Source organism: Acinetobacter legionensis, from assembly GCF_057165765.1.
This window is the reverse complement of the sequence record NZ_CM169896.1, coordinates 938,942-954,297: the sequence shown is the minus strand read 5'-3', so window position 1 is coordinate 954,297 and position 15,356 is coordinate 938,942. Positions and strand designations below refer to the sequence as shown.

Below are 15,356 nucleotides of genomic sequence, written 5' to 3'. Positions count from 1 at the left end.
AATGAAATTTACTGACCTTTTTGTAAAACGCCCTGTATTGGCCTTGGTCGTCAGCACCTTGATCTTGCTGGCGGGCTTGTTTTCCCTGAATAAACTGCCTATCCGACAGTATCCTTTACTTGAAACTTCAACGATAAGTATCAATACAGAATATCCCGGTGCATCTGCTGAGCTTATGCAAGGTTTTGTCACCCAACCCATTGCTCAAGCAGTGTCTTCGGTAGAAGGCATCGACTATCTCAGTTCTTCTACTGTACAAGGTCGTAGTGCTGTAACCTTACGCATGCAATTAAATCGTGACTCAACCCAAGCATTAACAGAGGTGATGGCAAAGGTTAATCAAGTCCGTTACAAACTACCAGAACAGGCATTTGATCCAGTCATTGAACGTTCTTCAGGTGAATCTACCGATGTTGCCTATATCGGATTTTCCAGCGAACAACTGTCCTTGGCTGAATTAACCGATTATTTGTCTAGGGTGGTAGAGCCCATGCTGTCTACCATTGATGGCGTTGCTAAGGTACAGACCTATGGCAGTCAGCGTTTGGCTATGCGGATTTGGTTGGATGCCGATCGTTTGGCCAGTCGTGGGGTAACTGCCGCCGATGTCGCCAATGCGATCCGTCAAAATAACTATCAAGCCGCACCGGGTCAGGTCAAAGGCGAATTGGTGGTTTCAAATGTCAATGTTTCCACAGATCTCACCAGTATTCAGGACTTTAAAAATCTGGTGATACGCAATGATGCTCAAAATCTAATTCGTCTACAAGATGTGGCAACAGTTGAACTTGGCGCTGCTTCGACAGAAACAAGTGCCTCTATGGATGGTAAACCTGCAATTTTTGTTGGTCTACAAGCGACGCCTACAGGCAACCCCTTGGTGATCGTACAGGGAATTAAAGATAAATTGCCTGAGATCAAAAAAACTTTGCCACCGGGGGTTACAGTTAATCTTGCCTATGAAACAGCCCGTTTTATTGATGCCTCTATTGATGAAGTTTTACATACTTTTATCGAAGCGCTGATTATTGTTATTGCGGTGATCTATCTGTGTTTAGGTTCTTTACGTAGTGTCTTGATCCCTGTAGTGACAATTCCACTGTCAATGTTAGGTGCCTTGGGTTTAATGCTGTTATGTGGCTTTAGCATCAATTTACTCACACTTTTAGCCATGGTACTCGCCATAGGCTTGGTTGTAGATGATGCAATCGTGGTGGTTGAAAATGTCCATCGGCATATTGAAGAAGGAGCACCCCCAGTTACAGCAGCTTTGATCGGGGCACGAGAAGTCGCAGGCCCTGTAATTGCAATGACCATTACACTGGCCGCAGTGTATGCTCCGATTGGTTTAATGGGTGGATTGACTGGTTCCTTATTTAAAGAATTTGCTTTTACTTTAGCGGGCGCAGTTTTGGTTTCAGGGATTATTGCCTTAACCCTGTCTCCTGTTATGAGTTCATTTCTACTTCAATCCAAACAGCAAGAAGGTAAAATGGCAAAAGCAGCCGAATGGTTCTTTGAACATTTGACTCAGCTTTACAGTAAATTGCTCAATTTTTCCTTACATCATCGTTGGATCACAGTGGTTTTTGCGATCGCTATTTTTATTAGCCTTCCATTGCTTTACCAACTTCCTCAAAAAGAATTGGCGCCCAATGAAGATCAAGCCAGTGTATTGGCAGCCATCAAAACACCACAACATGCCAATCTGAATTATGCTGAACACTTTAATCAAAAACTTGATGAAATCTTCTGGACTTTCCCTGAAACCAGTACCACGTGGATTATTAATGGTACAGATGGGCCTGCATCAAGTTTTGGTGGAACAACCCTTTCCACATGGTCTGAGCGAGTGCATTCTGCGGATGAAATTCAACAGCAACTTCAAGCCAAAGTTGGTGATGTAGAAGGCAGCAGTATTTTTGTATTCCAAAATCCTGCGCTTCCCGGTTCAACAGGTGGTTTACCCGTACAAATGGTGTTACGTAGTGCACAAGACTATTCAACCATTTATCAGGCGATGCAGAACATCAAGCAAAAAGCCCGTGAAAGTGGCCTTTTTGTGGTGGTCGACAGTGATCTAGACTTTAATAACCCCGTGATTCGAATCGAGGTTGACCGGGCCAAAGCCAATAGTCTGGGTATTCGTATGCAAGATATCGGCGAAGCCTTGGCGACATTGGTTGGTGAGAATTATATCAATCGTTTTAGTATGCAAGGTCGTGCCTATGATGTGATTCCTCAAAGCATCAATACACAACGTGTGACAGCTCAAGCACTGACACGACAGTTTATTCGTACCGACCAAGGTACACTGATTCCCTTATCGACTGTGGTCAGTCTAAGTGAACAGGTAGAACCCAATAAACTCACTCAATTTAATCAACAAAATGCTGCAACTTTTCAGGCAATCCCCGCCGCTGGGATTTCCTTAGGTCAAGCTTTAAGTTTTCTGAAACAGGCTGCCTCTGAATTACCGACTGGATTTAGTTACGACTGGCAAGCCGATGCACGTCAGTATGTACAGGAAGGTAACGCTTTGATGTTTGCATTTTTAGCCGCGCTGATTGTGATTTATCTGGTTTTAGCCGCTCAATATGAAAGCCTAGTGGATCCATTTATTATTTTAATTACGGTTCCGCTGTCGATCTGTGGCGCATTAATCCCCTTGGCTTTTGGACTTGCCACAGTCAATATCTACACTCAGATTGGTTTAGTCACACTGATTGGACTGATTAGTAAGCATGGTATTTTAATGGTTGAGTTTGCCAATGAATTACAAGTTCATGAAGGTTTAGATCGGCGAGCGGCTATTCTAAAAGCTGCTCAAATTCGTTTACGTCCAATTTTGATGACCACGGCGGCAATGGTGTTTGGGCTGATTCCTCTTCTTTTTGCCACAGGCGCTGGCGCACATAGTCGCTTTGGTCTAGGGCTTGTAATTGTTTGTGGTATGTTGATCGGGACCTTCTTTACGCTTTTTGTCTTACCTACTATTTACAGTCTGTTGGCTCGTCAACACAATCAAGACCTTCACTCTAGCCGTTTACACGAGCTACAACAGATTGACCAACATGAGCAAAAATCATGACGTTGAATGGGTTGAACATCCAGCATGCTGCTGTCTAAGCTTCTGTGTATGATCAGATCGCTTGAATATAATTTTTTATTGATAAAGTTCTATATCTATAGAACTTTATCAATTTTTTAATGCGTGATTCTAACCACTGATTTAAAGCGACTGATTTTTAACGACATGGTTCACTCATATTTTTACAGTTGAGTTTTGCCGATTTGATTGTTTTATGATTCTAGAATCTCATTTCGAACCCTGCTTTGATGGTACGGCCGGGAATCGGCATACCAATCACTGTACCAGGATCAAAGTTATAACGATTGGTTAAGTTATCAACATTAAACGAGAGATTTAGATTTGGATTCAGTTTATAGCTCGCAAAAATATCAACTAAGGTTTCCGAAGAAATTTCGGTCACCGCACGCCCACTCACCCCTGTACCCTGTAACCAACCTTTAGGATTTTTCTTTTCAGAATGATATCTAGCACGTACCCCCACATTAAGTTTATTTTCAAACAAACTCTTGCCTAAGCTCATATTAAAAAGTTTACGTGGTGGCAAGCGTGTTGAAATCAAACTCCAAGAATCACCGACCTCATTACAATCATCTTTCGTCGCTGGGCATACTTTCGGTGCTTGATATAAAGTTCCATTCATGTTTACAAAGAAACTTGGATGATGGTAAGCAAGACTAAACTCTAAACCTTTCAATACAACTTGCTCATAATTTAGGAAAGTATAGGAGGTGGTATAAGGCAAAATAAAATCAGGCGTAATCTCATTAACAATATCTTTACGTTGTACTCCTTGGGTCAGGAAATTTTGGGTTTGATTACGGAAATAATTGATATTGAATTTTAACTGATCTGCTTCAGTGAAAACGTTATCGTTGTGCCCAATAAAGCCAAACTCAACAAGACGAGAATTCTCTGATTTAATCGGCAAATCTGGATCATAACTAAAGGTTTGTTTGGAAACTGTCGATTCAAACAAACTTGGACTGCGGTACATATTGGAAAGTTTTGCATAGACATCAATACCATTCAGCAACTGATAATTCAGCTGCGCCATCCAGTCGATCTTTCCGTCATAGTCTCGAAGCGCATAGCCTTTGTCATTTAAATCTGAATTGGCGACCGGTCTCATTGCGACATACTGGTCTCCATAATCCTTAATTTTTGCCTTATGCCATTTGCTGCCTAAACTCAAAGTAAAATCTTTAAAGAGATAATCGCCATTGAGAAATAGAGAGGATTCCTGACGTAATCCATCACGTGCGATTTCATTATCAATAAGATTTTGTGGCTTCATCCGTTGCTCATCATATGTCAGACCATAATTCAAGGTTAAAGCATCAATTTTACTGGTATTTTCTAAATTAATCCCGCTACGGTAGTCCTGAAAACTCCCCCAATATTGATCACCATACTGTGAATTCGCAATACCAAGCATACCATTGTGCTGGCGATATTTGGCATTGGTATGCCAAACCCCTAACTCTAAATCAAACCACTGATTATTCTTGGGCTTATAGGTATAGTTGGCACTGAATGCATTAATCGCTGCGGTTCCAAGGGACCATTGTGGCATGGTATATGCGCCCTCTATATATTTGGGTAGAACATAATCACCATCGATGTATCCCCAAGGTGGAGAGTTGGGATCAATCACTTGCGATCTATTCCAATAAAAAGCCATGACCTCACCCGCTTTTTGCATATGGCGGCGCATATTCACTTCAACACGATGTTCGTCTGTAATATTCATACCCGCTTTGATGATGCCTGAATCACTTTTATAACTGGTGTTTACCACCTCTTGACCGGGTCCAACATCAACAATATCTCGCGCTTCATAATAATCAATGCCATGTTTTCCAGCATAGTAATTACCGACTTCCCGTTTACTATAAGCAGCCACCAGATCGAATACATCATTCCGATAAGCAGCAGCGATTGTGCCAGCGCCATTTTGAAAATTATTCGAGGACAGTTTATTACGAAGCAGATAAGACATCTGCTCACGCTCATTATCTGAGGTCTGTGGTGCTTTGTTATTGTTATAAAAACTGCCTTTTAGCATGACACCTGATTGACGATTAGGCAGCAAAATATCGTTTGCACTGAGTGTACGCATTTTCACGATTCCGCCAATACCGCCCACACTAAATTTCGCTCGCGATGCGCCTTTTTCGACTTCAATCTGACTAATCAAATCCATATCGATATAAGTTCGGTCACTCTCTCCTTGATAGCCTCGAAAGGTATGACTGGATTGTAGGCTACCATCAATAATTACAGGGACACGCCCCTCACCTTGTACTCCACGGATACCAATATCAATTGCACCCGCTTCGTTACGTAGGCTATTGACTTGCACGCCAGCGATATCAGAAAACACATCGCCATTCCCCGTGCCTCTAAATCGGCTAATGTGTTCACGATTCAGCTGTGTTGTATTGACCTTTTGTTTTTGTTGTACAGCATTGACTTTAATCTGAGGAAGCGTAACAACATCACTGTCCGTATTATTGAAAAGCAAAGGGTTATTTAACGGAGTGCTTGTATTTGCAATCGCAGTGTTTTTATCTGTATTCGGTTTAGCTGAGCCAGATTTAACGATTAAGACATAAGTCGAACCTTGCTGCTCTACCCGATAAGGGTGATCTGCAAGCAAGTAATCGAAGCCTTGCTTTACACTATAATGCCCGGTAATTCCTTTACTTTTTAGCCCTTTTAAAATATTTGCATCATAACTTAAGGCAATACCCGACTGTGCTGCAAAACTTGATAACACATAGCCCAACTGATTCTCTGAAATTTGATAATATTTTTCTGGCGCTTTTTTCGCTGCCATTGAAACATTTGGAGTCATTTGTGCATAAACACCACTGATACAAAAGCACTGTATTAACATGGCTAGAGTTTGTTTTTTAAACTTCATAGGAACGCCCACACTTGTGAATGATTTTCATTTTCAATAATCATTACCCAGTGAATTGTTAAAACATGACATGAAAATTTATATTTTTTCTGGTCTGGTCCAAATCCCGATCAACCCAATCAGCAAAATGACCAGCAGGCTAAGTTTTAAGTGCAAATGCAGTGAAGACACCATTAACATGGTCGTACCGAATAAAATACTCAATGTCATCATCCATTTACGTGAACGCGAAATCTGTTTAAAACCGCCACGATACTGTGCGAGCAACATTGCAATATAACGATTTTGATGTAACCAACAATGCAAGCGTGCTGAACCTTTTGAGGCAAAAATCGTTGCTAAAAAGAGGAAATCAAAAGTTGGGATCCCCGGCAATACAATGCCCACCACAGCGAGAACAAGACATAAAATTGCCAAGATGATGCAGATCACACGCACCACTGAGGATGAATGTAAATTTGCGGATGGCGTTACTGGCAAAGACGCTAACAGCGTTAAGTCTTTGCCTTGGGTGTGATTGCTGACAGAAGACGCTTTCTTCATGTTGAATGAATGTCTTTTAATAATGCGCCAAAATAATCAAAGGCTTGTTGAGCAGCGTAAATGACGCGATCTTGCTCATCTTGAGTAAAGTCAGCCTGATCAAGTTCCTCAATAAAGTGTTTCCAGACTTTGGCCCGCCCTTCTGGATAGGCAGCTAAATTTCTCGCAGCAAAATCTGCGGAAAACCCCAAACTTTGTTGCGCTTGTTTAAATAAGAATGCTGCACCCAGCGTAGAACCTTCAGATACATAGATCCAACCCAGCGCTTCAGGAAAGCCGATCTTTTCAGTAACCAAGGCCAACGATTCTGGTTCGATCTGAAGGTCTTGTAGGTCTAAGTAAGCTGCTTGCGAACGTCCACGAATATCTAAATCAGAAATCAAGGCTGCAACCTTGGGATGTTGAAATAAATATTCGACATTTTTTTGAAAATAATACTGTGACAAAGTAAATTTTGCATAATGTGCGACGTCTTTAAATACTTGGGCTTTTTCCATTAATTGATGCATATATTCATGTTGACTGGCTGTCTCTATTTTTAAACGAGATGCAAGGCGGTTGAGTGTGAATGAGGTGCTCATCAATTTTCTCCAGTTTGTTTGGTTTAACTGTATTACCCGCCTTGTCTGTAAAAACTGACATCATTTCTTAATTATTTTTACTTTTCTGATTTTCAGGTTTCGGCTGAATACTCAACACACGATCCCCGAAATAACGTTCTACTTTGATTGGATAGCTGAATTGCAATGCTGTTTGTAAGGTGCCAAAGTCATTGACTGGATATGAACCTGAAACTTTTAACGACTTCAATTGAGGGTCAATGTCTATATATTGATGTTGATAGCGCCCAATCTCTTGAAGCAATTTTTCCAATGGCATTTCAAAAGCCATGACCATGTGGTTTTTCCATGCCAATATATTCGGATCTAAACTTTGTAATGCTTTGAAATTACGATCATCAAAGCAGAGCTGCTCACCAGCATGGACAATTTTAATGTGTTTGGACTGGTTCAAACTGACTTTCACTGCGCTTTCTATGACGCCTAGACAGGTTTGATTTTCACTGTTGTTGAAATACTGAACATTAAATACAGTGCCAAGTGCTTGCAGATTTGCCGATTCAGTTTCGACCAAGAATGGGCGATAAGCATGATTTTTTTCTTTGGCCGTACGTATTTGTATTTCACCATAATGTAATTTTACAATACGTTGATGTGCTGTATAACGCACGTCCAAAGCCGTATGGGTATTTAATTGAAGTTGTGTCCCATCTTCCAGTTCAAGCTGTTTCTGCTGACCCACCGCAGTACGATAATCCGATAACCATCTATAGCGATAATCCGAGTTCCATAGCATGACACTGCCAAAACACAGAAAACAGGCAAGCAACAATTGTTTGGTTAAATTAAATTGGGCATTTTTCTTGCCTTGCTGAATCAGCTGTTGCCCATCTTCGGGAAATTCCTCAAGGCTATACAATAAGCGTTCGGCTTTAGACCATGCAGCTTGGTGTTGGGAACTTTGCTGTTTCCATTTTTCAAATTCAAGCTGTTCAGTTTCATTTAGGGGGGCGTGTTGGATTTTAATGATCCATTGCGCTGTTTCTCGATAAATTTGATCATGCAACATGCAGGCATTAATCCATAACAGCTAAACATTGGCTCAACACTGAGACCAGATCACGCATTACCGTACGGGTAGAAATATTTAAGCGTTTTGCAATTTCCTGTTGGGTCAACCCTTCTAATTGTGACCAAATAAAGACCTGTTGCTGGCGCTCAGGCAATTGATTGAGTAATTGATTAATCAAACATAAAGATTCAATTGCTGATATTTTTTGCTCAGGTGTAATTTCATCATATTCAGGTCTGCTTGAAATCGCCTCTAAATAGGCTTTTTCAATCGATTTACGTTGATACCAATTAATCAAAATTCCCTTGGCAACTGTGGTTAAAATTGCACGCGGCTGATCAAAATACAATTCATCTTTACGCTTTAAGATACGCAGAAAAGTATCATGGGCTAAATCAGCGGCATCTTCACTATGGTTGAGGCGACGTTTTAACCATTGATATAACCAAGAATGGTGATGACGATATAGCATGCTAATAGGATCAGACATATTTAACGATAATGAGAATTATTAGCAATATCATAGCAAAAAATAAAGCAAATGAGCGCTCTGTTTGCCCTTTTAATTAATTTTTTAATTTATCCAACTTATTTATAAGACTACGCAACATACTCGAATGGGATATATGGTAAATCTTAAACAAAATTTAATTCAAAATTATTATAATTTTATCAAAAACTTATCACTTTTAAATAAAAAAATTTCTCGATCATCCTCAAGATGACCGAGAAACTGTTTATTAGGTATTGACTATAATTTATTTGCTAATCGCTTGATCTATATTTTTAGCAAATTTTTGAATATCACTGGCTTGAATTGTTGTTTTACCTTTACCAATCACTTGAAATTGTTGTGCTGCCGTTTCCTGCATTTTGACTTTACCTGTTGCAATATTGGCATCAAAACGTTGCATAAACTCATCCACATATTCCTTTTCAGTGACAATATGATCACCATTCGCATCGGTTGCAAAATATTGTTTGTCACGCGCTGTTAGATAATCTCCAAGCGTTACATAGTTTTTCCCTTGACCATATTGACTAATAAATTCGTTGATGTTGCTAGGCATTGGCATTGAAATTGGTAGTTTCATACGTAATCCATCATGCGTTGCATTACTATTGCCCGCTAATTTGGCATCTTCTGCATTTACTAAACCATCCAAGTTTTTATCAAACTCATTAAAGGTTTTTAAACCTGTCTCCTGAAATTCCTTTAAAGTCAGTTTCTGGTCTTTATTATTATCGAGAATGCCATAACGTACATGCGCCTGTTTTTCTGACATTTCACGGCGCTGTTTAAGTAATGGCTCTAAACGAGCTTGCTCGTATTGAACAAACTGCACTTGATTGACTTTTTTATTCGCCTTAAACAATTCGGCATAGTCCTGAGTATATTGTTTAATTAAGGTGCTACTGTTCTGCTCTTTATTATTAGGATGGTAAAGCACATACAATGCATATGCCTGTTGATAAGCATTGGGTTGATCTACTGTTTCAGCAATCGCTGAACCAGCAGTTGCCATTGCAGTTAAACTGGTCATCCATAGCGCCAATTTTTTCATGTTCGTTTCCTTGTAGGTGAATATTTGTTGAATTAAAAAATTCTTTCCATTGTGCTATTTAAAAAATCAATATTTAAATTCAATACTTGCCACAACATTACGTCCTGGTTCAGCAGCACGATCGATTACACTAGCCTGATTCGCTCCTGTAATTGTTCCCACAGCAGCATAATCCCAATAGGTCTTATCAAAGATGTTATTCAATGCTACGTTCAGCTTGGTAAACTTGGTCACATTCCAATATGCGGATAAGTCAAATACGGTATAACCTGCCACATTCTGATATTTGATATCATCCTGATAAGAACTGACATCTCGCGTTGCCATCCTTCCACCAACAGCAGTTGCAGTCATACCTAAACCAAAGACTTTATTTGGATCATCATAAGCAAAGGTAAAGCTGCCTTTTTCTGGCTGAACGGAATTTACGCCACTTTTTCCGCCATTTTTATTTTTTGCCGAGCCTTTGGTTTTACCTGCAACAAGTGCAAGACTATAGCCATCTGAGTTTGGAATAAACTGACCTAAGTCAATTCGTGTTGAAAGCTCTCCACCCCAGATCTGTGCATTAGCCAAGTTTTCTGCACGATAGTAGCCAAAAGGATATTGAGGTGTATTGCCATAGTTAAAGTAGTCGATAAAACCTTTGTATTTGCTGTAGAAACCTGTCAAATCAAATTTAATCCCTTCAATTGAGGTGTTTCTTAAACCCACTTCGAAAGCATCACTGGTTTCTTTTTTTAAGTTCGAATTACCCACCACAATATAAGCAGGATTAGCTAACATTGTTTGATAAATCCCGCCAATTTCAGTTGGCGATGGAATACGATTACCTCTTGAATATTTTAAATAGCTATAATTATCTGGGGTAAACTGATAACTTGCAGAAAAACTTGGCGAAACATAATTATAGTCTTTGGCTTGTATATCACTATAAGAGGTAATTTCAGGTCTAAACTCCTGACGTTCAAAACGAATCGCTGGAGTTAGAGTTAAATCTCGTCCCAATACATCCAATCGGATATCATCAGCAACATAAGCAGAGTAACGTTTTAATTCAGAATTTAATAAATAACTACCTTGATATATGCTTGTAATTGGAACGCCATTACGAAGATCTAATTTAGTACTTGCGTAATCTTTCTTGTCTGCTGTAATGCCATATTTAAGCTTTTGGTTAGTAAGTTCTTTGCTTGCTTCAATTTTTATACCAGTATTTTTCTCTTTATAAGTGGTTGAAAAATCACGTGCAACTGTCGCACTATTCATAAATGAAGTATCAGTATCATTGTTCGATTCCTGATACCATATTTTACTGTTTAATGTATCAAAGAGCACAAAGTCATTCGGTCGATAAATATGATCAATACTCAATTGTGTTCGATCTATATCTTGGTGTTGTTTTGCATCGCTCTTAAAATTAGAGAATAAATCGGCTGCAATATTATCTGTGTCAGACTTTTTCTTATAATAATCCGCAGTAAAATTGAGTTGGTGTTGGTCAGATAGATTCCACAATAATCGGGTAAGCACTGCATCCGAGGTCCAATCTGCTGGAAAAGCTGCCGTTTTTGAATTTGGTTTAGTTTCACTCCCCTCACGATGTGCATAAGCCACAAGTGCTTTGAGATTATCATTGCCGACAGCGCCTGTCACAGAACTTAACCATGCGCTGTCCGCAGAGCTATAACCTGCTTTTAATGTTCCAGCGGCGGTTTTACCATCAACCAAATAATCTTCTGGTGATTTATTTTTAAAAGAAACCCGACCACCAATACCATCTGTTGATACATCAGTTGTTCCTGAAACAATATCGACACTGGTAAACATCTCTGGTTCAATATAATCCCGACCAGCACCGCGCTTGCTCATGCTTTTAGGTGGTATATAAGTACTTACTGTTGCCTCTGCTAAATCTATCCCATCTACATCTAAGCCAATTCGATTTGCATCTATACCACGGATGTTATAACTACTGGTGCCAGTACCATCAAAAAATGTTCCACTCCCTCCAACGGAAAACGGTGCATTGACCAAAGGCAAATATTTCACTATACCGGCCATATCGGTTACGCCCGTCTTATCCATGTTTTCTCGGTTGATTGAAGTTCGAGAAACAGGCGCATCATTTTTATATTCGGCATAGACCGTAATCGTCGTCAAAGCATTCTCATTCTTTTCCAATTTACGCTTTTCGGAATTATTCTCTTCTGCATAGCCTACCGTAGTGATGCTTGCTGTCATTAACGCAAGCAAACATAATGACAAATAACGTGGTTTTAAAACCACAGTATCAGACTTGGCTATATTATATAGCGCAACAGGGTTTAAATTCATGAGGGAGAAACCTTATTAAATGATATTAATCATCATTAAATGTGTATATTTAGACTCATCCAATATGTTCAAATCGGGAGTCAAAACATGGATTACAAATATACACATACAATCTATCAAATGAGAATAATAATCAATAACAATATCATTTACAATAACAGTACTACCAGATGTATTTTAAAGCATCAAAAAAAATAATTAAGATATTGAAAAATAATAAATATTTATAATTAAAAATTAACTCTTTTATCAAAATTTGTACATGATTTTAAGTGAGAATCTGTATTTTTGGATGATCTTATTGCCTTAGAATTCGTATATTTTGTTGTTGTTTATAGTTTTACAATGTCATTTTCCGTTTAGCTTTTCCACCCCAATTATTCTATTTTTATAATATAAAAACTTATAGCATCTTTCCTTTTTATATCTCTTTAATTTCTCGTTATATTTAGCTTTGTTCAATTTTTTATTTAGATTAGCGTTATTAAAATATAAACACTCAAATATTAAAGATCTTTCATAAATCAAATAATGATCATGTGGAGTGAATCATATTGGTATTGAAAGTTCCTTCTCCCTTTGGGAGAAGGCTAGGATGAGGGCGCTTTTATGTTGATTTATGGTTTTAAAAAGGACTTATGAAAGAAGTCTATTAACCATAATAATCAAGTCTTATAAAAGTTCTAACGGCAAAAAATTAATTTTTACGTTTTAGCGTAAAATTGATTTTGTTATTTTTATTCAAAGCTTTTTCATTGATACCCAATCTCTGAGTTTGCTCGTGCTTTTATCCAGTCACTAAATGCTTTAACTTTAGGTAATTCATTATTTTTCAATGACGTAATATAGTAATGCTGATCGCATTTTAAATACATATTTTTAAATGGCATTACCAACTCACCACTTTCTAAGTCTTTTTCTACGAGCTTTTTACGCCCCATGGTAATACCCAAGTGATTTTTAGCAGCTATTAAAGCCAGATCAGATCGGTCAAAACTCATCTCTGAAGAATGATCCATATTTACATTAAAGTGCTGCGTCCAACTGTTCCATTCATCTGCGCCTGTGCCGTTACTCCATGCTTGGCAGTCATGCAGCAATGTGCAGTTTTTTAAGTTGTCTAGATGATCGTAGAGGTTAAATTTTTCAGCATATGCCGGACTACATACGGGGATAATATATTCGTCCATTAAATACTGATAATTCAACTGAAAAGACGGTTGATTGTCAAAATAAAGCGCAATATCAATTCCGCTACGTTGAAAATTTACATCCTCATTACCCGTTAAAACTGAAAGTTGGATCAATGGATAGCGTTGGATGAAATCAGGCAATTGGGGCACTAACCAACACTGAGCAATCGATGGTCTCGCATAAATCGTGAGTGAGCCGACAAGTTGCTGATTTTGCAGTGCCTTAATTTCAACATTTAACGAGTCTAATGAAAATTGTAAAGCAGCTAAAATCCGCTGTCCCTCAGTGGTTAACTTTACTTTACGATGCAAACGTAAAAACAGTTTGATATTAAGTTCTTTTTCTAACAAATTAATTTGGTGACTTACCGCACTTGGGGTTAAAGACAGTTCTTCAGCGGCGAGTGCAAAAGACTCATGTCTTGCCGCAACTTCAAATGTATACAGTTTTGAGAGCTGAAAACCAGTTAGATTTTTATGTGCGGTGGTCATGCATTTTTCCTTTTTGCTGAAACAAAATGATTGATCACATGCTTCTTGCTGTCCTATGCCCATATAAATAACGTATAAATCATTTAAAAATCAAAATTTATTTAGGATTTATTTTTCAAGTGAATTATTTTAACCCGTAGATCAAATATCATCGTTTGACGGATTTCTCTGGTTTAACTTCAATAGACCAAGAACAACTTTTGTCACAGAGATATATGGTATGGAAACCAATTTCGTGGATGTCGGTATATTATTAACCAGTATCGGGTTAATTATTTTCACTATTTTAAAATTTAAACTGCATCCCTTTTTAGCTTTACTTCTGGCAAGTTTCTTTGTCGGTGTAGCAATGAAAATGCCATTACTGGATATGGTCAATGCAATTGAAAATGGGATCGGAAGCACCTTGGGTTTCCTTGCCACAGTCATTGCACTGGGTACTATTCTCGGCAAAATGATGGAAATCTCTGGTGCTGCTGAACGTATCGCCCTGTCTTTGCAACGATGTCACTGGATATCCAGTGATGTGGTCATGGTGCTGATTGGGCTATTTTGTGGTATCACTTTATTTGTAGAAGTTGGTGTAGTTTTATTAATTCCTTTGGCTTTTTCTATAGCGCAGCATACCAAAACCTCTTTGTTTAAATTGGCGATTCCATTATGCACCGCATTAATGGCTGTACATTGTGTGGTACCGCCTCACCCTGCCGCACTTTATGTCACCAATAAACTAGGGGCTGATGTCGGTACCGTGATTATTTTTGGCTTAATGGTGGGTTTAGCCGCTGCACTGGTTGGTGGCCCATTGTTTTTAAAATTAGTTGGTCAACGTTTACCGTTTAAAGCCGTACCTGTCGAATTTTCAAAGCTTACCTTAAAAGAAGAACACAACTTACCTTCTTTAAAAATCACCTTATTTACGGTATTTCTTCCAATCGGGTTAATGTTAATCAAAACAGTGGCTGAATTAAATAATCATACATCCACTCAGCTTTCACACATTTTAGGCTTTATCGGCAATCCGATCACCGCGATGTTTATTGCGGTATTTGTTGCTTACTACACCCTCGGTCTACGCCGTAATATGCAGATGGGAAGTTTATTAAAAGCCACCGAAGACTCTTTTTCTTCAATTGCCAACATCCTATTCATCATTGGGGCTGGCGGTGCATTTAACAGTATTTTAAAAGCCAGTGGTTTAGCTGACTCAATGGCAGTCACGCTTTCCCACTTGCATATGCATCCAATTTTACTTGCGTGGTTGGTTGCTCTGATTTTACATGCAGCTGTAGGCTCTGCAACTGTTGCAATGATGGGTGCAACCGCTATCGTTGCACCGATGTTAACGCTCTACCCTAATATTAGTCCCGAGATCATGGCGATTGCGATTGGTTCAGGTGCCATCGGTTTTACCATTGTGACAGACTCTTTATTTTGGTTAGTCAAACAATACTGTGGTGCTACATTAAACGAAACCTTTAAATACTATACCTCTGCAACTTTTCTTGCCTCGCTCACCGCATTGGGCTGCACCTTCCTGCTTTCTCATTTTATTTAAGCCTTTAGGAGTATTT

The 15,356-nt window shown here is 38.9% G+C and carries 10 protein-coding genes; 2 read left to right on the top strand and 8 right to left on the bottom strand.

Features of this window, described 5'->3' with window-relative positions:
• Position 1 precedes the first annotated feature (1 nt).
• The gene (locus AC2G3J_RS04420) at positions 2-3,091 is read left to right on the top strand and encodes a MexW/MexI family multidrug efflux RND transporter permease subunit (RefSeq protein WP_483770710.1); all 3,090 of its coding nucleotides are present in this window, start codon (positions 2-4) and stop codon (positions 3,089-3,091) included.
• A gap of 220 nt (positions 3,092-3,311) precedes the next feature.
• Here AC2G3J_RS04420 and AC2G3J_RS04415 read toward each other — a convergent pair whose 3' ends face one another.
• The 8 genes from AC2G3J_RS04415 to dsdC all read right to left on the bottom strand — a co-directional run bounded on the left by AC2G3J_RS04415 (position 3,312) and on the right by dsdC (position 13,782).
• Positions 3,312-6,020, bottom strand: coding sequence for a TonB-dependent receptor (locus tag AC2G3J_RS04415; RefSeq protein ID WP_483770709.1), 2,709 nt, complete (start codon positions 6,018-6,020; stop codon positions 3,312-3,314).
• Positions 6,021-6,098: 78 nt separating this feature from the next.
• Complete coding sequence (locus AC2G3J_RS04410; RefSeq protein ID WP_336951967.1) at positions 6,099-6,563, bottom strand: YbaN family protein; 465 nt, start codon at positions 6,561-6,563, stop codon at positions 6,099-6,101.
• Positions 6,560-7,144 (bottom strand): biliverdin-producing heme oxygenase, encoded by a 585-nt coding sequence (locus AC2G3J_RS04405; protein WP_483770708.1) that lies wholly within the window; start codon positions 7,142-7,144, stop codon positions 6,560-6,562. The genes AC2G3J_RS04410 and AC2G3J_RS04405 overlap by 4 nt, the downstream gene beginning before the upstream one ends.
• A gap of 67 nt (positions 7,145-7,211) precedes the next feature.
• On the bottom strand, positions 7,212-8,192 hold the full coding sequence (locus AC2G3J_RS04400) for a FecR domain-containing protein (RefSeq protein WP_419359800.1): 981 nt from the start codon (positions 8,190-8,192) through the stop codon (positions 7,212-7,214).
• Between the two features lie 7 nt (positions 8,193-8,199).
• Positions 8,200-8,685 carry a sigma-70 family RNA polymerase sigma factor gene (locus tag AC2G3J_RS04395; protein WP_419359801.1) on the bottom strand — a complete coding sequence of 162 codons (486 nt, stop codon included), beginning with the start codon at positions 8,683-8,685 and terminating at the stop codon, positions 8,200-8,202.
• 268 nt (positions 8,686-8,953) lie between these two features.
• A complete protein-coding gene (locus AC2G3J_RS04390) occupies positions 8,954-9,760 on the bottom strand; it encodes a hypothetical protein (RefSeq protein WP_419820104.1) in 807 nt (268 codons plus the stop codon).
• 66 nt (positions 9,761-9,826) lie between these two features.
• A complete protein-coding gene (locus AC2G3J_RS04385; protein ID WP_483770707.1) occupies positions 9,827-12,097 on the bottom strand; it encodes a TonB-dependent receptor domain-containing protein in 2,271 nt (756 codons plus the stop codon).
• Positions 12,098-12,849: 752 nt separating this feature from the next.
• Positions 12,850-13,782, bottom strand: a complete 933-nt coding sequence (gene dsdC, locus AC2G3J_RS04380; protein ID WP_419359804.1) for a DNA-binding transcriptional regulator DsdC — start codon at positions 13,780-13,782, stop codon at positions 12,850-12,852.
• A 220-nt stretch (positions 13,783-14,002) separates the two neighbouring features.
• Here dsdC and dsdX point away from each other — a divergent pair, with 220 nt between their 5' ends.
• A complete protein-coding gene (dsdX, locus tag AC2G3J_RS04375; RefSeq protein WP_419359806.1) occupies positions 14,003-15,340 on the top strand; it encodes a D-serine transporter DsdX in 1,338 nt (445 codons plus the stop codon).
• Positions 15,341-15,356 lie beyond the last annotated feature (16 nt).